Genomic DNA, 20,607 nt, shown 5'->3' on the forward strand with positions numbered 1-20,607 from the left:
GTTATCCACAGAGTAGGGGATATTTAAATGGTACCTACGGCTGTGGATAACTAATCAAGTTTATCGATTTCAATGATAGGATTTGGAGAATAATCAGTTTTAAAATAATGATTGTAGCTGGAGTAAGGATATTCTTCAGGAGAGGTAACGTAATTAGCTTTTACGGGATTATTATGTATATATTCTAATTTTTTAACTAACTCGTAAGAGTCAAAAATACATTCGTCATAAAATCCTTTTTGCCAGATTTTTCCTTTTCTATCATTTATTTTATTTAGTTTGTTTGCTAAGCTTCCTTTTAACATTTTCATAATGTAGGAAAAACTGTATTTTCCTAATGGGTGGATAATTAAATGTAGATGATCTGGCATAATACAAAAACCATATAATTTATAATCGAGTATAAGTTTGAAATATTCTATTGTAACAAGTAATATTTTACAGTTTTTGGGATTATTGAATATTTCGAACCTGTTTTTTGTCACAGTAGTTAAAAAATAAGTCGCATTTTCTTCGTAGAACCTCTTTATATTACTCATAGTTATCCACAGGGTAGGGGACGTTTAAACGTCCCCTACAGTTGTTAATATCTTTTTCTATACACGCAAGCTTAAAAAATATGTACTCCTTATTTACATCTGCATGGCAAAGGTGACAGTCACCAAGATTTCTGGTTTCGGTTATGGTTTTAATTTAATAATTTATCTAGACTTCTGTATTGGACTGCTTCTGCAATATGCTCTTGGCAGATGATTTCTTTCTGATCAAGGTCTGCTATGGTCCGGGCGACTTTAAGAATTTTGTCATAACCTCTTGCCGATAAAGTTAATTCTGACATAGCCATGCGGATTAATTCTTGCGCTGCCTTATCCAAAAGACAGTATTCTTTGATTAATTTTCCCTGCATTTGGGCATTACAGAATATCCCCGCCGATTTGAATCTTTCCCGTTGAATCGCGCACGCATTTTCTACGCGTTGCCTTATCATTTGTGAAGATTCGGCATCTTTTGTTTCGAATAATTCACGGAATTTTACTTGCGGAACTTCTATATGAATATCGATTCGGTCAAGCAGGGGCCCGGAAATCTTACCTAAATAATTTCTGATTTTTCCCGGATTACACCGGCACGTTTTTTCCGGACTAAAATAATTCCCACAAGGACAGGGGTTGAGGGCTGCAGCTAAAATAAAGCAGGCGGGAAAAATCAATGTTCTCTTTATCCGGCTTATACAAATTAAATTGTCTTCTAGCGGTTGTCTCAATGCTTCAAGGGCATTGCGGCTAAATTCCGGTAGTTCATCTAGGAATAAAACGCCAAAATGAGACAGGCTTATTTCTCCTGGTTTAGGTATACTGCCTCCCCCGATTAAAGCGATATCTGAAATACTATGATGCGGAGAGCGTAATGGCCGGGTTCCGATGAAACCATCTTTGTTTAGTAATGTGCCTGCTATTGAATGGATTTTGGTTATTTCAAGAGCTTCTTGTAACGAAAGGCTGGGCATGATTGTAGGAATTCTTTTTACAAGCATAGTTTTACCGCTACCAGGCGGCCCAAGCAAGATAATGTTATGCCCTCCTGATACAGCTACTTCCATAGCTCTTTTAGCAAAATATTGGCCTTTGACTTCAGAAAAATCTACGCTGTAATCCGTTTTGTCTTTTAAGATCTTCCCAATTTCTAATTTAAAAGGCGCTCTAAAAGTTGAGTCTGCTAAAAATTGCACAACTTCATTTAGGCTCTTTAGTGGCCAGACAGATATTTCCGGGACGATTCCTGCCTCTTTGGCATTTTCTTCAGGAAGGATAAGATTTTTTACAGGAAAGTTTGCCATGTTTAAGCTTATGGCTAAGACTCCATGCACCGGCCTTAGCTGTCCATCAAGCGATAATTCTCCCAGAAAGGAGTAATCTTTAAGAAGGTTGCCGTTAATTTGTCCGGTTGCCGCCAGTATCCCTAAGGCAATTGCCAGGTCAAAACAAGCTCCCTCTTTTTTAATATTGGATGGAGCCAGATTCACTGTTATTCTCTGTGCCGGCCACTGAAATCCTGAATTTTTGATTGCCGAGCGCACCCTTTCTTTACTTTCCTTAATTGCCGTATCTGCCAGGCCAACCAAGGTTACTTGGGGTAACCCTTTGGTAACATCGATTTCTATTTCAACTGGATAGGCCTCTAGGCCCAGAAGGCCAAAACTATAAGTTTTTGAGATCATTTTGTGCTCCTTTCTAAAGCAATAGACGCGAGAAATCCGGTAATCTAACTTAAAATTCCATTTAAAATCAAGGGGACGGTTCTCTTTTTTAAGAGAACCGTCCCCTTGATTTTCGGTAGAAAATAGCTTGCTTTTTAAGTGCAGAATTATATAATATACACTTATGAGTAAGGATATAGCTAAGAACATTGCGCTTATCTTATTGCTGTCTGTTGCTGTTTTTAGCATGGTTAAGTATATGAGTGAATTTAAGGCAAGGTATGCTCTTCAAGATAGCCTGGCGCAAGCCCAAGACCAGATTAGCGCGCTAGCGCAAGAGAGACAAAACCTATTGCAAGAGCTGGGGAAAGAGAAAGAGCTTAAAGATCAGTTGGCGCAAAAAAACAAAAACTTCAAGAATTATTTAAGGGCAAGTAAAAACAGGATTACGCGCCTTTTTCATGATAATACCGCCACCAAAAATAATCTTGAAGGGTTAAATATTAAGTTTTCTATATTAAAAGCCGAAAATCGAGCGCTTATTGAGGAGCGTAAGCGTGTTAATTTAGAAAATGAGCGGTTAAAATTAAAATGGAGTTCTTTGCTTGAGTTAAAAAAGGGTATTCAAGAATTAAAAACTAAGGATCGTAAAGCTCTCGGTTTGTTAACTGGAGGTAACCAGGGGTTTTTGCTTAAAGATGGCCGCTCAACTGCTTTAGAAAAGGTTAAGATAGAAGTTGTTCCTGCCCAAACCAAAGAATAATGAAAGATTTTTTCGCGCAGATATATAGTAATAAGATCCTGATGACTACTATTTCAGCCTGGTTGATTGCCCAGACGATTAAGGTGGCTATTGGGGTTTTCCGCAAGAAAAGGTTTGATTTTCGCTTATTTATCGGAAGTGGAGGTATGCCTTCTGCGCATGCTGCAGGTGCCTCATGTTTAGGAATCAGCGTAGGGATGGCATGTGGGTTTGATAGCGTTTATTTTGCTCTTGCTTTTGCTTTCGCCATCGTGGTGATGTTTGATGCCCAAGGTGTCCGTCGTTCCACCGGTAAACAGGCGGGTATTTTAAATAAGATTATGGACGATATATATTGGCAGGGCAAGATCCAAGAATTGCGCTTGCGTGAACTTATCGGGCACACTCCGGTTGAAGTAATTATGGGGATGCTTTTAGGTATTGTTATTGCTTTGGTATCCTATTCAAGATAAAAATACAAGCAGTGGACGTTTAAGCGCCCGCTACTTAAAATAAGGGGGGCTCAAGTTGAATAAAAAATATTTAATCATAATTATAGCAATAGTAGGTGTAATCGGTGCCCTTGTTGTTTTAGGGTTAAAGAGGGTAAATAACAAAACCTCTTTTATCGGTAGTTCAAGCGTACGTAATCTGTTGAACCAGGCGCGCCAACTTGAGGCCAAAGGTAGCCTGCTTGAAGCCAAATTATTATATCAAAAGCTGGTTAATGATTTTCCGGAATCCCCGAATGTAGCGGATTTGCAGAGGAAAGCTGAAGAGATAAATATTAAATTATTATTTTCACCTACCATTACTCCCAAGAGCATATCCTATCAGATAAAACCCGGTGATACCCTGGATAAGATTGCGCGCCTATATAAAACTACCACTGAATTGATTATGAAAAGCAATAATATTAGCGGTTCACTTATTATTCCGGGCCGCAAAATCAAGGTTTGGAATGCGCCTTTTAGTATCTTAGTCAATAAATCCCAGAATATACTTTTGTTTAAAAGCGATGAGGAAATATTTAAAACATATATTGTATCTACTGGTAAAAATAACTGTTCACCGGTTGGCACATTTAAAATTGTCAATAAGCTAGCTAATCCTACCTGGTTTAGGGCCGGTGCAATAGTACCGGCGCAAAGCCCGGAGAATGTATTGGGCACGCGTTGGATGGGATTTGACTTGGCAGGTTATGGTATTCATGGAACCACTGAGCCTAAAGAGCTTGGCAAGCAGGTGACACAAGGATGCGTACGGCTGAACAATTCTGATGTTGAAGAGCTCTATAGCATTATTCCTGTTGGAACCGAAGTTACAATAATCGATTAATCACTATGGCCGGATTAGATTTTGAAAAACCTATTTCAGAATTAGAGAAAAAGATTCAGGAGCTTGAGTCTTTTATGTCTGAGAAGAAGATTGATTTGTCTTTGGAGATCAAAAAGCTTCAAGAGAAGTTAGGGCATTTAAAAAAAGATACCTATACTAATCTTAGCGCCTGGCAAAAAGTACAGCTTGCCCGACATCCCCTGCGGCCTTACACTTTAGATTATATCAATATGATTATGACGGATTTTGTGGAGCTGCATGGTGATAGGCTCTTTAGCGATGATAAGGCGATGGTTTGCGGTTTAGCCAAGCTTGATGGAAAAAAAGTTATGGTTATCGGCCATCAGAAAGGCCGCGATACAAAAGAAAATTTAAAACGAAATTTTGGTTGTGCGCATCCTGAAGGTTATCGTAAGGCTTTGCGCGTAATGCAAATGGCCCAGGAGTTTAATTTACCGATAGTAATTTTTATTGATACGCCCGGGGCATATCCGGGGATTGGAGCCGAGGAAAGGGGGCAATCACATGCGATTGCGCTTAATTTGCGGGAGATGGTTTGTATCAGCACTCCAATTATGGCGATTGTAATTGGGGAAGGTGGTTCAGGTGGGGCTCTTGGCGTTGGGGTAGCGGATCGGGTGGCGGTTTTAGAGAATTCATATTATTCGGTTATCTCTCCGGAAGGTTGCGCGGCAATTCTTTGGAAAGACGGATCAAAGGCTCCTCAAGCAGCGCAGGTCCTAAAACTTACAGGAAGCGATCTTTTAAAGATGGGCGTTATTGATGAAGTAATCCCTGAGCCTTTAGGCGGCGCCCACCGCGATGCGCAAAAAACCGCTTTGAATATAAAAGAAGCAATTCTAAGGAATTTTAAAGAATTAGCGCCTTTGGAAAAAGAAGAATTGCTCAAATTAAGGTACAAGAAGTTTAGGTCGATGGGTGTTGTCGGATGATTGAACAGGAACTGATCCTATTAGGCCTGTTGCGTCAGAGTCCAAAGCACGGTTATGAGATTAAAGTCAAAGCACGGGAAATTCTCTCCTCTTTTGCTGGTGTCCAGCTAAAATCAATATACTATCCTTTAAGAATCCTAGAAAAAAAAGGCCTGCTTAGAAAACAAGCCGATAAAACAGGTTCAAGGCCAAGACGTTTTGTCTATGGCCTTACCGATAATGGTAAAAAGCGTTTTGAGATGCTGCTTAATAAGAACCTTCTAGATTTTACCCGGCCGCAGTTTACCCTTGATTTGAGTTTATACTTTCTTGACTTTTTAAAGCCCGCACTTGCCCGCCGTAGATTAAAGAAAAGGCTGGAAATTTTAGGTAAAATATCAAGTGGTATAGAAAAAATGCTTGGTTCCAGGCCATTAAAAGACTCTTTAGCGCTTACCCGGATCATGGAACACAACCTTTGTTTATTGCGCGCCGAATCGCTATTTCTTAGCTGCCTTCTTAAGAAAATATAAAAAATACTCATATTAACCCCCTTTCCCGATTAACCTGGAAACTGTTTCCAGGTTAAAGAGGAAACAGTTTTGCCTTCCTGTTATTTTATCAGGCTTAAAATATGTTGAAAATACTATAGTTAGAACAATTAAAAATTTATTTTTAATTCCCCAATTTTTATCCACCACAAATTACCAGTTATCATAAATCCCCGTCGGTAAAATTCATAAAAAAAGTAAAATAGTGCTTGACAAGAGGTATTATTTTTTATATCATTTGATATACAATATAGTATTTACTATAATATGCTATATTTAAAAGCAGATAAATTTAAAAATTCTTTTAGTGGAGGGAATAATGATGGCTAAAACATTGATCTCGCCGGCTGAGATAAGCAAGATTCACAATATCTCCTATCAAACAATAAACTATTATACAAACCTTGGGCTTCTGATGGTCAAAAAAAGGAATGCGAATAACCGCCTTTATAATTCCCGACAAGTGAGCGCCTGTCTTAAGAAAGTCACCAGTTTAAAGAGCCAAGGCTATTCTTTGAAACTTATCTGTGATTTATTAAGAAAGGGTTAAATGAGTTACTATGCCGCTTTAGGCTTAAAAAAAGAGCCGTTTTCCAACAGCCCCGACCCGGAGTTCTTTTACGAGGCTAATGAACATAAGGCGGCATTGATGCGTCTTTTGGTTGAAATTCGGCTGCGCCGCGGCTTAAGCGTTATTCTGGGTGATGTGGGTGTTGGCAAGACTACTTTATCACGCAAGCTTTTCCAGATGCTTAAAGAACGCCCCGATATACTTTTTTATATGATTATGGATCCGACTGCCCAAAGTGAGGACCTTTTTCTTGAATCATTGGTGCGTACATTTAATATCCAGGACCAGATTCAAAAGGACTCAAGTATTTTGGATTATAAAGAAGCTATTAAGAAGCATCTTTTTCAGAAAGGGGTTGAAGAGAATAAGACTATTGTTTTGGTTGTGGATGAGGCGCAGAAATTGAATGCCGAATCACTGGAAATTTTACGGGTCTTGCTAAATTATGAAACAAATGAATTCAAATTACTGCAGTTAGTTCTTTTTTCACAGCTGGAGCTTCTGCCTAGGATTAAAGAGATAAAGAATTTTTTTGACCGTATAGTGCTTAAATATGTGATTAATCCTCTGGATGAGTATGAAACGCGGGATTTGATAGGTTTTCGGCTTAAGCATTCAGGATTTAATTCAGAGTTAAAACTCTTTACGGATGAAGCAGTTAGCGAAATCCAGCGTTATAGCCAGGGTTATCCGCGCAGGATAAATCTTATTTGCCACAATGCATTAAGGAATTTGATCACGAGTAATAAAACGGTTATCGATGGAGCGTTGATCCGTGACTTGATTGCAAGGAATGCGGTGTAATTATGGATAAGCAGACTTCCGATGAGAGGTTGCTTAAGCTTATTGAGGGCAATGGAGGGCCTAAGGATAAGCAAGTTATTACTCCGAAAATAAAAAAGGCCTCAGGCAACCTTATATCCGGAAAATTAGATTTTCTTTGGTTAAAATCAAAAGTTAAGGATCTAAAGGTTAACCTTCTTTATCTAAACAAAGGGTTAATTGGCCTGGGGATTTTGTTAACGCTTATATTTTTATATACTATTTTTAGCGCTCCAATGGCCCCTAAATCTAATGCCGATTTTATTTCTCGGGCGGATGTATCTACGGTAATAAAATCAATATCTACGGGAGAGGGACAGGAATTGATAAGAAAAGATATTTTAAATCAGACCATCAAGAGGGATTTTTTTATTCCTTTTGATTCCAAAAGTGCCAACTATCCGCAAGATGAAGGCCCGGATTTGACAGAAGAATTTAAAACCTTAAAACTTGTCGGTATCATTTGGTCACAAAACCCTGAAATAATGGTTGAGGATTCCAAAGATTCCAGAACTTATACTTTAAAAAAAGGGGAATTTTTTAATGACCAGTTTAAAGTAAAAGAGATTTCGCGTAATTCAGCGACTTTAGAGGTTAACACAGATTCTGGTTCTCGGGAATATGAACTAAGATGAAGAGAATTAGGGTCTTTTTTCTTGGAGCGTTAATAATGCTGCTAATGTCAAAATTGGTTTTTGCTGAAAATGTCAAACCGGTAAATCTCCCCCAGGACATTTTACCTCCTGAACCGGCCAGTTCCGAGTTTAGTGATAGAATTTCTTTAGATCTCAAAGGTGTAGATATCAATGAGCTTTTTAAAGTGCTCTCTACTAAAAGCGGAATTACAATTGTTACCTCTCCTGAAGTTAAGGGGCGGGTTACCGTATTTATGGATAATTTAAGTTTCAATGATGCCTTAGATGTAATTGTCACTATGCAGGATTTGGCTTATGAACGCAAAGGCAATGTTGTCAAAGTGATGACGGCCGCTGAATATGAGAAGTTATACGGGAAAAAATATTCCGAACATAAACAAACGCGCACTTTTAAATTAGCATATTCAAAACCGGCCAATGTCTTAAACGTTATTAATTCCTTGAAGTCGGATGTCGGTAAAATAATATCTGATGATTCCACCGGAACAATTATTATTATGGATACTCCGCAATCATTAGCAGTGATTGCGGAGGCGATTAAAGAATTGGATCAGCCTTTGAATACAGTCGTCTTTGATATAAATTACGCACGGTTTGCGGATATTAAAACTTTCTTGACTGATCTAATTACCCCGGGTATCGGCCAAATAATTGTAGATGAGAGAAGTAATAAGGTGGTTGTTTCTGATTTTCCGCAACGCCTTGAGCGAATCAAAAAATTAATGAAAGAGTTTGATGAACAAACTAGGCAGGTTTTAATTACGGGTGAGATTATAGAAGTTAATGTTGATGATAAGTTTCAGAGCGGCATCGAATGGGATAAAATTTTTAAATCCGTGCATATGGATAATCTAGATTTTACGGGTAAATTTCCGGTGTCTCCTGCGCTTTCTAGTTTTGGAAAAATAAGCGTAGGCACACTAGCGGATAATCGTTACAATATAGTAATGAATATGCTAAATGAGTATGGCGATACCAAGGTACTAAGCCGTCCAAGGATCGTTGTGGTAAATAAGGAAGAAGCAAAAATACTTGTTGGCACACGTGAGGCCTATGTGACTTCTACTCAAAGCCAGGGTGAATCTACGACTCTTACTGCCGAAAGCGTGCAGTTTATTGACGTTGGGCTAAAACTAGTTGTTGTCCCCACCATCGGCGCAGATGGTTTTATTACTATGAAAATAAAACCCGAGGTTAGTTCGGTAAAGAGCACCTTAACAACGAGTGCCGGTACGGTTGTGCCGATAGTGCAGACTTCTGAATCTGAAACAGTAGTAAGGATAAAAGACGGACGCACGATGATTATTGCGGGATTGACTAAGGATGAAAATACGGATAATGATACCGGCCTTCCTAAATTATCACGCATGCCGGCTTTGGGGCATCTATTTTCTAACAGGACCAGAGAAAAGAAAAAATCAGAGTTAGTTATATTTATAACGCCGACCATAATAACCGGCGCAAACAATACAGGCCTTGAGGTCAAAAAAGATGAAGTTAAATAATAAACTTCGTGTCTTGGCAATGATACCCATTTTAGTTTTAGCATTTTTAATCAGCCCGCTTAAGCTTTATTGCGCGCAGGAAGATCAGCCTGTTCAGGAAAATCCTAATGGCAAGATTTCTTTAGATTTAAAAAATGTTGATATCGTAGAGCTGCTACGGATTATTTCTTTAAAGACTGGTAAGACTATTGTCCCAAGTAAAGAGGTTACCGGGAGGATCACTGTATACCTGAGTAATGTAGCTTTTAATGATGTACTCGATATTATTCTTTTAACCCAGGGCCTGGCCTTAAATCGTGAAGGTAATGTTTATTATGTGATGAGTGAAGCTGAATATAAGAAAGTTTTCGGACGGGATTATGTTGACCGCAGAAAAGTTGAAATGGTAAAACTTATGTATGCTAAGCCTTCCATAATCTTTAACGCTCTTAGCCAGCTAAAATCAGATGTGGGTAAAATAGTGGTGGATGAGACAACTGGAACCATGATCTTGATCGATTTTCCGGACAAGCTGCAACAGCTTAAAGCAACAGTTGAGCAGTTGGATAGGCCGTTGACAACCGCTATTTTTGACCTTAATTATGCTAAGTCTGCAGATGCTAAGGCACAGCTTGGCGCGGCCATTACTCAAGGGGCAGGTGAGGTAATTATCGACGAGAGGAGTGGAAAGGTGATTATCTCGGATCTTCCAGGCAAAATGAAAAAGTTAGGAACGCTTATCCGGGAACTGGATGAGGAATCCCGCCAGGTGTATATTGAAGCTGATATTGTGGAGCTTACTTTGGATGATAAATTTGAAAGAGGCATAGATTGGGAAAAGGTGTGGGCTTCTGCGGCTATGGATGGCTTAGATTTTGCAGGATTTTTTCCTGCCACACTTACCGCTGCTTATCAGAAAATTTCAGTGGGCACTCTGGCTACCAATCATTATAAAGCTATCCTTAATTTTTTGAGCACTTACGGGACAACAAATATTATTTCACAGCCTAGAATCGCAGTTGTGAATAATGAAGAAGCCAATATTATGGTAGGCGAGCGAGACGCTTACATTACCCAGACACAAAGCCAGGCAACTTCAACTACGGTTACTTCTGAAACGGTAGAGTTTATAGATGTGGGCGTAAAATTAAAAGTTGTTCCCAAGATTGGCGCGGATGGTTTTATTACTATGAAACTAAAACCCGAGGTTAGTTCTGTTAAGGAAACTATTACCACTGCTTTGGGTAGCCGTGTTCCAATAGTGCAGACATCGCAGTCAGAGACAGTGGTAAAGGTAAAAGATGGAATGATGATTATGATTGCCGGTATGACTAAAGTTGAAAATACGGATTCGATTAATGGTTGGCCTATCCTATCAAAACTTCCTTTTCTTGGGACTTTTTTTGGTTATCGCGCCAAGGAGATTAAGAGGACCGAAGTAATTATTTTTCTTACTCCTCACCTGACCCGTGGAGATAAAGGCTTAAGAGGGGACGGGCTTACTAAAATATTACCTAAAGAATATTTACCGCAACGCATGCAGGATAAGGTAGCCAGGGACCTTGAGATAGATAAAACGATATCTGATTCAGAATTAACTCCAGAGGATAGATCGGCATTGGTATCTGAACGCAAAGCAGCAAGAGTGGCCGCTAGGAAAAAAATAGAGGATGCCGCAGCAGAAAAAGCAAAGAGGATAGTAGAGGATGCGGAAAATAAAGCAGCAGACAAAGCAGCAGACAAAGCAGCAAAGCAGGTCTTGAAAGAGGCGTCGATAAAAGCTGCGGGAATATTAAAACAAGAGGAAAAAAAGGCGCCTACCGTAGAGAAGGCTGTACCGGTTGCGCCGATTGAACCTTTGTTGGAGAGCGCAAAAGATTATTATCAAAAAGGAGTGCGGGCCCAGGCAGAATCGAACACGCAAGAGGCAATTAAAAATCTTATCAGGGCTACGCAGCTAAATAATAAATATGCTGCAGCTTATAATAGCTTAGGAATAATTTATGAACAGGATGGCAAGGTTGATAAAGCTGAGCAGATGTATCTTAAAGCTGTTGCAAGTGACCCGCGGTACTGCCCTGCTTATTCGAACTTAGCTTTGTTTAATGAAGCGCGCCAGGATTTTGCAAAGGCGCTAGAGTATTGGCGTAAGCGCGCTTTATATGGCGACCCCAATGATCAATGGACAAAACGGGCATTACAGCGAGTAAAGGAATTAGGAGATTAAGAAGGCGAAACAGTTTCCCGGCTAATCGGGAAATAGGGGTAGGTATCCCCACTTCCCGATTGGGTTGGAAACAGTTTCGGTAATATGATGAAGTCTGAAATGATTCTTAAAATGATTGGTATGAATCTTAAAGAAAAAAAGCTTCTTTTTGCTTTTGCATTTTTAATCTTGCTTACGCTGGTTATTGGGTTGGTGGGAATATCCCAGATTCAGGGGTTGACCCGTAAGATCGAAGATTTAGGAAAAAATAATTTAACTTTGGAATCGGCGGTTTTGGAGATGCGTATAAAAAATGCTAATTATGCGATGGGTATCCGTAATTATTGTTATTGGCGCCTGGCACGATACTTGGGGGCAGTGCCTATGGCCGCAGGTGCCAATAAAATTTTTTCAACGGGAGAAAGTTTTAAACAGCAATTAAAACTTTACCGCCAGAATGCTTATTCAAATCAGCAGAAAGCTTGGGCCAATCAGGCAGGTTTGGCCTTTGATAATGTATTTATTCTAGGTAAAAAAATTATCCAGATGGCTGATCAGAAAGGATCAGATAGGGTTAATGAAGCAGTTAATGGTTTGTTAATGAGTTTTGAAAATCAGATTTTTAAGATTGATGAATTTTTGGATAATTCTATGGGTAAATCTAATCTAGAAGAAGTGCGGCGGCAGATGGTTTTAGCCAGAGTGGACAAAGCGCGCTCAATTTTTTTCTTGAGTATTAGTTTGGTTACAGCGCTAATTGTAGGGACTTTAATTGCTGTAGCAGTTTATCGGCGCAGAATTAAAGAACGGCTATTGCGGCAGGATATGTATAATCGGATGATTAATGTTGAAGAGGATGAGCGCCGGCGCCTGTCTAATGCCGTGCATGATGAAATGGGGCAGGACTTGAGCGCGCTAAAAATTTATCTGGGCCTTATTTCTCAGGAACTATCAGGAAAAGCGTCATTGCGAGGAGCCGCAGGCGACGCGGGCACTTCGTGTCCTCGCAATGACACAGTGGATTTAATGGCAAAAGCAGAACAATGCAGGAAAATAACCTCCGGATTAATTGAGAAAAGCCATAATATTGCCTTTCTCCTGCGGCCGCCGGATTTAGATGAGGTAGGTTTGGTGGAAAGCCTGGAGGCCCTGCTTTTAGAGTATAAACATCTTACTGGCATTGATTACAATTACCAGAAACCAGGGGCATTTTTTGAACTTTCTGCGGAATATAGCTTACTTTTTTACCGGATCACCCAAGAGTTGCTAACGAATATGGCCAAACATTCCGGAGCCAAACATGTAGAATTAAAATTAGAGCAAAAAACCGGTAGCGCAGAGTTGTCTTATATGGATGACGGGCAGGGGTTTGATTATAACAGAATGTTTAAACATCCTTTCCGCCGCAGAGAAGATAAATTAAGGTTTGGGCTTTTAGGTTTGCAAGAAAGAGTGGAGTTACTTGATGGCCAGATGCAGATAAAATCCAGCGTAGGCAAAGGCACAAATATTTTTGTTTTGTTACCAATTTATTAAATGGCAATAAGAATTATAATAGCAGATGATCATGATATTATTCGTACCGGGATTAAAAGTGTACTTAAGCCCTATACAGAATATGAAGTTTGTGCGGAGGCTGAAAATGGGGATCAGGCTTTGGAGGCGGCGGAGAAAATTAAACCCGATATTTTGCTCCTGGATATTTCAATGCCTAAGATTGGCGGATTGGATATTATTTCAAGAGTTAAGCGGGTATCACCGCAAACAAAAATTATTATTATCTCAGTGCACAAGTTGGGAGCGTATGTGTTAAAAGCTTTACGTCTTGGGGTTAGTGGATACTTAAATAAAGACAATGTGGCCGAAGAATTAATTTTAGCTTTGGCTAGAGTATCTGCGGGCAAGGTTTATTTGGGGGAAGCAATTTCGGAATATTTGGCGGATTCGGTGAAAGAACCCAATAAAAAAACCGGAGCAATAGCAACTTTAAATGAGCGGGAAAACGATGTTCTGCGTTTGGTTGTGGAAGGAAAAACCGCCAAGGAGATTGCTGAGATTTTGTTTATCAGCCGCAGGACAGTAGAAAACCATAAAAATAGCATCTTAAAAAAGCTTAATTTACACAAAACAAGCGACTTGATAAAATACGCTTTGGAGAATAAAATCGTCGATGTTTAAGATTAGAAATGTCCAATTAGAAATGTCCAATGTAAATAATTAACAGGGGTAGGAGCTGTTTAAACATCTCCTACCCCTGTGGATAACTTATTGAGTAATATGTGCAAGATAATCGAGTAATTTTACGATTGTTATTATATATATAATATAGTATATTTATAGAGGGTTTAAAAGATAAAGGATAAATATACTATAAAGGTGAATAAAATGAATAAAATTAAAAAACAAGAAATCGAAACAGGAATTCCTTCAAAGATAAAAAATGGCTGTTTTCTTTTAGTCAGCAGTCTATTGATAATTTTGTCTATTGGGTTAGTTTCTGCTTTTGCTGATGTAACCCAGATTAAAGCACCTCTGTTTTGGTATGAAGGGGGATCAGGAGATTATGCTTTACCAAGGTTGGTAAATGCAGAGTATGACCTGTCCGGATTTGTGGCAACTGAAGGCCAGGTAAAAACTATTTGTGCAAATTATGATGCAGTTGGTGCGGTGGCAGTGGAAGTAAGTGCCGATAATGGTCTGCATTATTATTCAGTAACAAACGGCGTGCCTCTAACAGATAAATTTGTCAGCGGGGATCGGATTAAATGGCGCGCTAAAATTCTGGATGAAGATGCAAAACTTAATGCGCTCAGTATAACTTACACTGACAGCGCAGGAACCATTAGCAGTTTTGGGCATGAGGAGTTAAGTGGTTTTAATTATCGTAAAGAAATACTGTTGAAAAATCCTTCCGGTCAGGAGTTATTTAATTATCAGATAAAATTAAAAGTAGGGATAGATAAAAAAGTAGAAGGTGCTGATGTAAATTGCGAAGGAAATGTACGCCCGGATTTTCGGGATGTGCGTTTTACTGCTGCAGATGGGGAAACTCCATTATCCTATTATTTTGAAAACCAGATTGCTTCGTCGCCTGCGGCTTTTCGCAATGACACGGGTTCATTCTGGGTAAAAATCCCGCAGATTACCAGGGTTGGAGTAAAGATTTATATTTATTACGGAAACAGTAATGCGGGCGATTTAAGCGATCCTAAAAATACATTTGATTTTTATGGTAGCTTTAAAAATACAAAACTCGACGCAAGCTCCTGGACAGTTAATGCAGATCCCAAAGGAAGCTACGCTATAAAAGATGGGCAACTTAAATTGGATGCCGCCGAAATTATTGCAAAAGACTTCAAATTCGGACAAGGCATAATTGAATATTCTGTTTCCGTTGAGAGTGGTTTTGAAAACAGCCTGAGTCTGCGGCCAAAATCTGGGGATCGTTATGATAGCCCGGGATTGGTGGCTTATTCATCCGTCTATAAAGGAGCAGAGCATTGCATCGCTATAGACGATATTGTCAAGGCCAACGATGGCTTGGCCACTCCGATTACCGCCGGCGGAAAATATAATTACCGGCTCACAGTCGATGGTAATGATATAACTTTTGAGCGTATGGATCAGCTAAATACAACTGTGCAGGCAAAAGTAACTTATAGTGATACATCTGCGATGAAAGCCGGGTATCTGGGATTAAAATCCGGAGGTGACGGCAGCGGTAGGAATGTCATGGCCTATTCCGAAATCCGTGTGCGTAAATTTGTAAAAGCTCAACCGCTTGTGAATAAAACCGGCGCGCTAGAACAAGTCCGCCTTCCTATTTTTTCAAATACCGCTCTCTCTAAAGAAGGCAACCTCATCCTATACGATAATACTCAAGCAGGAACCTATATTACTAAAACAATTCCTGCGCCATTTAACGTGCGCATTATTGCTCCTGTTTACAAAGGAGCGAATCTGCAGGTAAATGTTTCGGCGGATAATGGGAAAAATTATAAAGAAGATTGCCTAAGCGGGAATTATTACTATAGTTCAATCAAAGATTTTATCGCTGGAGAAAATGTTGTTGCCAAAATTAAATTAAATCCTGTCGATGTAAAAAAAGAAATTTCACAGTTAGAGGAAATAAAATTAAATTATAACCCCGGAGCGGTTTTAATGGTTAAGCCTAACGGCGCAGAAAAATTTAGTGCCGGCGCAACTGAGAAGATTTCGTGGTCGGCTTTAGATTATGATAACAAATACCCAATTAAATTAGAATATTCTCTGGATAGCGGAAAAAATTATAGTATAATAACGGATAATGTTAGTAATAGCGGATCATATTCATGGAAAGTCCCGCTTGATGCCAAAACTAAAACAGCATTAATCCGTGTCTCTGATAGTAATGATGAATCGATAAATGATGTATCGGATAATGTTTTTACCATACAGGATGCAGGATTAGCTGCAGAAGAACCAGCCGAAGAAACAGCGCAGGTAGCAGAGGAAACCAAGGATGAAGAAACAGCGCAGAAACAAACAAAGTCCGAACTTAATGATTTGGATAAAGATTACGTGATTGATAAAAACATAACTATCTCTACTGATTCGGATATCGCTTTTAAAACTCTAACCTTGGGTGATGGAAAAGGAGCGCATATTTCAAAAATTATCTTGAATAATAATATCAACCCTAACTCCGGGAAAATAATTATTCGTAATGGCGGACAACTGATTCAGGCAAATAATGATGCGCAGGCAATTTCAGGAGATTTAATTATTGAACAAGGCGGTATCCTTACGCATATGGAAAATAAAACAGATAAAAAATATCAATTGGATTTAACTGCCCAGAATATTACTTTGAAATCAGGGGCAATTGTCAGCGCTTATGCCAAAGGTTACAGCGGAGGAGAGGCGCAACAGGCAGGCGCAGGCAAGGCCGCGGGCGTATATATAGGTAAGCAAGCAAGAGGCGGCAAGCATACATATGATACTGAAAAGGCGCCTAATGAGTTGGGTTCAGGAGGAGCAGGCAGCTTATTAGCTAAAGGCGGCGCAGGCGGGGGGACAATCAGATTAATTGCTAAACAAGAATTTTCTTTAAGCGGAATAATTAATGCCGATGGTAAAGCCGGAGCAGTTGCTTCTGATAATATTTATAATGCTGCCGGCGGCGCAGGAGGCAGTATATATTTAGAAGCAAGTAAATTTTCCGGAAGCGGCGCCAAAATTACAGCCTCCGGAGGTTCGGGGAACAAGACCGCAGGCGCAGGTGGCGGCGGACGTATTAATATTAAAGCTCCTGCTGGAAAAATCAGCGGTACGATTAACGCTAACGGCGGGAGTGGACTGAATACTGAAGCAGGGAGTGTAATTATAGAGTAGATTAGATCCTAGGTTATAAGTGCTATAAAATAGGAGATAAGAATGGAAGTAAAAACAAGAAGTTATAAAGATAGATTAAATAAAGGGGACGGTTCTGTTAAAAATAGAACCGTCCCCTTTATTTTTATGGCGTTCTGTCTTTTACTCTCTGTCTTCTGTGTTTTGCCTTGCGCCTACGCCAATAATATTAGAGTTGCCAATTGCCAAATTCTCAACATGTCGGAAGGTTCCACAACTGCAGATATCCAATTTGATATTTCCTGGGATAATTCCTGGCGATATGGAGTTTTTTATGATGCGGCTTGGGTGTTTGCTAAGGTTTCAGTGAATGATGGAGCTTGGATTCACGCCACAATTTCCGGAGTTACCTCTATTGGCGCAAGCGGCACCAGCCTTACAATAGATGTTCCAACAGACAGTAAAGGGGCTTTTCTTTATCGTTCAGCCGACGCTACTGGGACACTTAGCACAACTGCGGTTAAACTGCAATGGTTTAGGCAGGGCGATGGTGTTGCCTATAATGCTGCTAAGGTAAAAATTCAAGTTTTTGCCATTGAGATGGTGCATATACCACAGGGTTCTTTTTATTTGGGTGATGGGACAGCCAGAAGTGGCGGTTCGGTTAGCCACTTTTTTGATGCTTCAAGCGCAAGCGGCGCGCCTGTTAAAATTACTTCTAGTACGCCTTATGTTTCCAATGTTTCAGATGGCACTGGAACAGCGGGAGATATTGCCTGGATAAACGAAAATTATGGTGGAAATACTTACGCTGATTATCTTCCTGCCAGCAGGGCCCAATTAAATGTAAATTTTCCCACCGGTTATAATAGTTTTTACATGATGAAATATGAGCTTAATCAAGGGCAATACCGGGATTTTTTAAATACTTTAACACGGGCACAACAGACAAGTAGGGTATATACTAATATTAGTTCGGGTACGACTTCTATAACTAATGTTTTTGTAATGAATAATACTGCTACAGTGCAAACGGACCGTGTCGGTATTGCTTGTGCCACAACTATACCCGCAACTGCGCCAGTTAATTTTTTCTGTGATTATAATGCTAATAGAATTGGTAATGAATCTAGTGATGGTGAATGGATACCTATGAAAACTGTAAACTGGATGGATTTTTGTGCTTATGCGGATTGGGCCGGACTGCGGCCGATGACTGAACTTGAGTTTGAAAAAGCCTGCCGCGGGCCAAAACCTCCGGTAGCCGGTGAATTTGCCTGGGGAACAACTAATTTGACTAATATTACAGGCATATCTAATGCAGGAACGATTAATGAAGTTGCCAGCAATGGAACAGCTAATGCAAGCATAGGTGGAGGATATGGAACTCTGCGGGGTGGTTTTGCGGCCACTTCTAGTACGACATCCCGTCAGAGCACGGGAGCTTCTTATTATGGGATAATGGAACTTTCGGGGAATATCTATGAAAGAGTAGTGACTATTATGGATTCAATTGACAGCGGCGCAGCAGTGTCTAAATTTACCGGGCTTAACGGAGACGGAATTTTGTCCGCAAGCGGCTATGCTAATGTTGATTATTGGCCGGGCAATAACGGGACTAATGGTGTTGGCGGTGAGGTTACCGGTTATCAAGGTGCTGGCCAACGCGGTGGTAATGATGGTTATGGAACAGATCATGCTTATGTCTCTTCCCGGGTAGATGGTGCCTATATTGATGGAAACCGCAACATGCGTTGCGGAAGAATGGTTAGGATGCAGTAGGTTGTTTAGTGAAATGGGGACAGTCATTTTCCCCGAAGGTGACAGTCATAAAAAGCGTGACAGTCACCTTGAAAAATAAGGAATAGAAGATGAGTAAACTGATGAGAGGAAGGGCAATTACAATAGGGGTAGTTGGGGTTGCGCTATTGATTAGCGCGGCCGCTTACTTTTTATTGTCTCAGCCGCCGGGAAAAGTTTACTCAAGCCCCACAGATTTGGATATTACCACTAATACTACCTGGACTGGAAATTACACGATTGATGGAACACTTACCGTTAAAGCTGGTTACACCCTTACCATAGATTCTTCAGCTGGAACTCAAATTACAGTTACCGCGACTAATTTAGTTGTGGAATCAGGCGCCTACATTAGCGCTAATGGTAAAGGTTCAGCAGGGGGAGCTGCGACTGCCGATGGCGTAGGTACAGGAAAAGGTTTGGCTGGTTCAGCTTCAATGGCAGGTGGTGGCGCAGGTTACGGTGGCGCAGGCGGCGACGGTTTCGGTAATACCGCTTCAGGCGGCACAACTTACGGCTCAAATACAGCGCCAACGGCTAATGGTTCAGGCGGCGGCGGAGGAGCATCTGATACCGGCGGCGCAGGCGGCGGCGCGATAAAATTTGTTATCTCCGGAGAAACAGCAGTAAACGGCACAATCTCAGCTAATGGCGCAAACGGCACAGGAGCAACCAATGGAAGCGGCGCAGGAAGCGGCGGAAGTATTTATTTAACTACTGCTGTACTTAGCGGCTCCGGTTCAATTACTGCTAATGGCGGTAATGGCGTGGTAGTCTCCGGCGGCTTAGGCGGCGGCGGAAGAGTGGCTTTATATTATAATGATAAAAGTAATTTTAGCGGCACAGTTACCGCAAATAAAGGCACGACTGGTAATGGTTCAGGCGCAAATGGTACATCCTTAGATTCTCCGACGCCAGTTGCTATTTACACCGGCGGCTCAGGTTCAGGTTACGCAAGAGGGGTAACTTATTTTTATTACAACGACACCACAACTTCCATCTGGGACGGCGGAGGGGCTGATAATCTTGCCTCAACCGCGGCTAACTGGGTGGGGGATACACTTCCTGTTGCAGGCAATTCAATTGTATTTAACGACGTTTCTACTAAAGACTGCACCTGGGACCTTACAGGGTTCTCCGTGGCTAACTTTACCCTTAATACAGAATATGACACAGGCACAGTAACCTTAAGCCAAAATCTGACTGTTACTAATACTATTACTGTTAATACCCGGTACGGCAAGCTGATTGATAACGGCAAGACTGTGAACTTTAAGAATGTTTCTATTGCCAACTCATACCGCCTAACTTCTACCGGCACCTGGCGCCAGACAGCCGACGGAACTATTTCAAACCCCCAATATGAAAGCCTTTTTAATAATCTTGAGCTGGCAGAAGGAGTTACCGCAACTCTAACAGGAGAGTATGTATGGACTAAACGCCTGGTGCAGGGCGCTAACTCTGTCATTACAGGGGGTACAACGCTTAAGTTACATTATGTTCCTGCGAATGATTTTATTGTCCAAGGCTCAGGCGCGGTTATCCAATCACCAGTATCTATAGAAATACCCGGGAACAGGAACCAGGGGGCTTTGACTGCCACCGGAGCAGTAACTTGTTACTCTACCGGCGATTATACATTAACTATGAGCGGTCATTGGAATATAGGCGGAACCCTTCGTTTAGAAGGAATGCGTGCTGAAAGTTTAAAATGCACTCTTGATACTAATGGCTATAATCTTTCAGCAGGCACTCTTTTATTAGGAAAAAATTACTTTTCTCCTTTTGTCAACGCCAAAATCCTCTTTAAAACCGGCACCCACACTATCGGCGGTAACTTCTATGTTGATGGCGGAAGCGGAGCTTCAGGCGGCACCTGCTATACCCATGGCTGGATTGACTTTGGCTCAAGCACAGTAAATATAGGAGGTAACCTTGATTTTAGAGGCGCCTCTGTTACTCCCGGCACCTCAACCG

Annotated in this window: 17 protein-coding genes; 15 read left to right on the plus strand and 2 right to left on the minus strand. The window is 40.6% G+C overall.

Features of this window, described 5'->3' with window-relative positions:
* Positions 1–50 precede the first annotated feature (50 nt).
* Positions 51–539 (minus strand): transposase, encoded by a 489-nt coding sequence (locus tag PHC29_02730; GenBank protein ID MDD5108407.1) that lies wholly within the window; start codon positions 537–539, stop codon positions 51–53.
* A gap of 149 nt (positions 540–688) precedes the next feature.
* Positions 689–2,218 carry a YifB family Mg chelatase-like AAA ATPase gene (locus PHC29_02735; GenBank protein ID MDD5108408.1) on the minus strand — a complete coding sequence of 510 codons (1,530 nt, stop codon included), beginning with the start codon at positions 2,216–2,218 and terminating at the stop codon, positions 689–691.
* Between the two features lie 163 nt (positions 2,219–2,381).
* Between PHC29_02735 and PHC29_02740 the strand changes: the two genes are divergently transcribed.
* The 15 genes from PHC29_02740 to PHC29_02810 form a co-directional block, all read left to right on the plus strand.
* Entirely contained in the window at positions 2,382–2,960 is a 579-nt protein-coding gene (locus tag PHC29_02740; GenBank protein MDD5108409.1) for a hypothetical protein, read from the plus strand.
* Positions 2,960–3,412 carry a divergent PAP2 family protein gene (locus PHC29_02745; GenBank protein MDD5108410.1) on the plus strand — a complete coding sequence of 151 codons (453 nt, stop codon included), beginning with the start codon at positions 2,960–2,962 and terminating at the stop codon, positions 3,410–3,412. Before PHC29_02740 ends, PHC29_02745 begins: the two co-directional genes overlap by 1 nt.
* A 55-nt stretch (positions 3,413–3,467) precedes the next feature.
* Positions 3,468–4,277, plus strand: coding sequence for a L,D-transpeptidase family protein (locus PHC29_02750; protein ID MDD5108411.1), 810 nt, complete (start codon positions 3,468–3,470; stop codon positions 4,275–4,277).
* A gap of 5 nt (positions 4,278–4,282) precedes the next feature.
* Positions 4,283–5,230 (plus strand): acetyl-CoA carboxylase carboxyltransferase subunit alpha, encoded by a 948-nt coding sequence (locus tag PHC29_02755; GenBank protein MDD5108412.1) that lies wholly within the window; start codon positions 4,283–4,285, stop codon positions 5,228–5,230.
* Positions 5,227–5,742 carry a PadR family transcriptional regulator gene (locus tag PHC29_02760; GenBank protein MDD5108413.1) on the plus strand — a complete coding sequence of 172 codons (516 nt, stop codon included), beginning with the start codon at positions 5,227–5,229 and terminating at the stop codon, positions 5,740–5,742. The genes PHC29_02755 and PHC29_02760 overlap by 4 nt, the downstream gene beginning before the upstream one ends.
* A gap of 337 nt (positions 5,743–6,079) precedes the next feature.
* Positions 6,080–6,310: a MerR family transcriptional regulator gene (locus tag PHC29_02765; GenBank protein ID MDD5108414.1), complete on the plus strand. Its 231-nt coding sequence runs from the start codon at positions 6,080–6,082 to the stop codon at positions 6,308–6,310.
* Positions 6,311–7,135, plus strand: coding sequence for an AAA family ATPase (locus PHC29_02770; protein ID MDD5108415.1), 825 nt, complete (start codon positions 6,311–6,313; stop codon positions 7,133–7,135). It abuts the gene before it with no gap.
* Between the two features lie 2 nt (positions 7,136–7,137).
* Positions 7,138–7,788 (plus strand): hypothetical protein, encoded by a 651-nt coding sequence (locus tag PHC29_02775; GenBank protein ID MDD5108416.1) that lies wholly within the window; start codon positions 7,138–7,140, stop codon positions 7,786–7,788.
* Positions 7,789–7,832: 44 nt separating this feature from the next.
* The gene (locus PHC29_02780) at positions 7,833–9,314 is read left to right on the plus strand and encodes a secretin N-terminal domain-containing protein (GenBank protein ID MDD5108417.1); all 1,482 of its coding nucleotides are present in this window, start codon (positions 7,833–7,835) and stop codon (positions 9,312–9,314) included.
* The gene (locus tag PHC29_02785; GenBank protein MDD5108418.1) at positions 9,301–11,520 is read left to right on the plus strand and encodes a secretin N-terminal domain-containing protein; all 2,220 of its coding nucleotides are present in this window, start codon (positions 9,301–9,303) and stop codon (positions 11,518–11,520) included. The genes PHC29_02780 and PHC29_02785 overlap by 14 nt, the downstream gene beginning before the upstream one ends.
* 84 nt (positions 11,521–11,604) lie before the next feature.
* On the plus strand, positions 11,605–13,035 hold the full coding sequence (locus PHC29_02790; GenBank protein MDD5108419.1) for an ATP-binding protein: 1,431 nt from the start codon (positions 11,605–11,607) through the stop codon (positions 13,033–13,035).
* Positions 13,036–13,677 (plus strand): response regulator transcription factor, encoded by a 642-nt coding sequence (locus PHC29_02795; protein MDD5108420.1) that lies wholly within the window; start codon positions 13,036–13,038, stop codon positions 13,675–13,677.
* Between the two features lie 207 nt (positions 13,678–13,884).
* Positions 13,885–16,872, plus strand: coding sequence for a DUF2341 domain-containing protein (locus PHC29_02800; protein ID MDD5108421.1), 2,988 nt, complete (start codon positions 13,885–13,887; stop codon positions 16,870–16,872).
* 42 nt (positions 16,873–16,914) lie between these two features.
* Positions 16,915–18,612, plus strand: coding sequence for an SUMF1/EgtB/PvdO family nonheme iron enzyme (locus PHC29_02805; protein MDD5108422.1), 1,698 nt, complete (start codon positions 16,915–16,917; stop codon positions 18,610–18,612).
* Positions 18,613–18,701: 89 nt separating this feature from the next.
* The coding region (locus PHC29_02810; GenBank protein MDD5108423.1) for a hypothetical protein at positions 18,702–20,607 on the plus strand (1,906 nt) is incomplete at its 3' end.

Source organism: Candidatus Omnitrophota bacterium, assembly GCA_028712255.1.
Taxonomy (GTDB): domain Bacteria; phylum Omnitrophota; class Gorgyraeia; order Gygaellales; family Profunditerraquicolaceae; genus UBA6249.

What these genes read in the sequence shown, in the direction of transcription:
- PHC29_02790 (MDD5108419.1), top strand. Translation starts at nt 11,605, where the DNA reads ATGATGAAGTCTGAAATGATTCTTAAAATGATTGGTATGAATCTTAAA.
- PHC29_02760 (MDD5108413.1), top strand. Translation starts at nt 5,227, where the DNA reads ATGATTGAACAGGAACTGATCCTATTAGGCCTGTTGCGTCAGAGTCCA.
- PHC29_02805 (MDD5108422.1), top strand. Translation starts at nt 16,915, where the DNA reads ATGGAAGTAAAAACAAGAAGTTATAAAGATAGATTAAATAAAGGGGAC.
- PHC29_02740 (MDD5108409.1), top strand. Translation starts at nt 2,382, where the DNA reads ATGAGTAAGGATATAGCTAAGAACATTGCGCTTATCTTATTGCTGTCT.
- PHC29_02795 (MDD5108420.1), top strand. Translation starts at nt 13,036, where the DNA reads ATGGCAATAAGAATTATAATAGCAGATGATCATGATATTATTCGTACC.
- PHC29_02730 (MDD5108407.1), bottom strand. Translation starts at nt 539, where the DNA reads ATGAGTAATATAAAGAGGTTCTACGAAGAAAATGCGACTTATTTTTTA.
- PHC29_02775 (MDD5108416.1), top strand. Translation starts at nt 7,138, where the DNA reads ATGGATAAGCAGACTTCCGATGAGAGGTTGCTTAAGCTTATTGAGGGC.
- PHC29_02735 (MDD5108408.1), bottom strand. Translation starts at nt 2,218, where the DNA reads ATGATCTCAAAAACTTATAGTTTTGGCCTTCTGGGCCTAGAGGCCTAT.
- PHC29_02745 (MDD5108410.1), top strand. Translation starts at nt 2,960, where the DNA reads ATGAAAGATTTTTTCGCGCAGATATATAGTAATAAGATCCTGATGACT.
- PHC29_02755 (MDD5108412.1), top strand. Translation starts at nt 4,283, where the DNA reads ATGGCCGGATTAGATTTTGAAAAACCTATTTCAGAATTAGAGAAAAAG.
- PHC29_02800 (MDD5108421.1), top strand. Translation starts at nt 13,885, where the DNA reads ATGAATAAAATTAAAAAACAAGAAATCGAAACAGGAATTCCTTCAAAG.
- PHC29_02765 (MDD5108414.1), top strand. Translation starts at nt 6,080, where the DNA reads ATGATGGCTAAAACATTGATCTCGCCGGCTGAGATAAGCAAGATTCAC.
- PHC29_02785 (MDD5108418.1), top strand. Translation starts at nt 9,301, where the DNA reads ATGAAGTTAAATAATAAACTTCGTGTCTTGGCAATGATACCCATTTTA.
- PHC29_02770 (MDD5108415.1), top strand. Translation starts at nt 6,311, where the DNA reads ATGAGTTACTATGCCGCTTTAGGCTTAAAAAAAGAGCCGTTTTCCAAC.
- PHC29_02780 (MDD5108417.1), top strand. Translation starts at nt 7,833, where the DNA reads ATGTCAAAATTGGTTTTTGCTGAAAATGTCAAACCGGTAAATCTCCCC.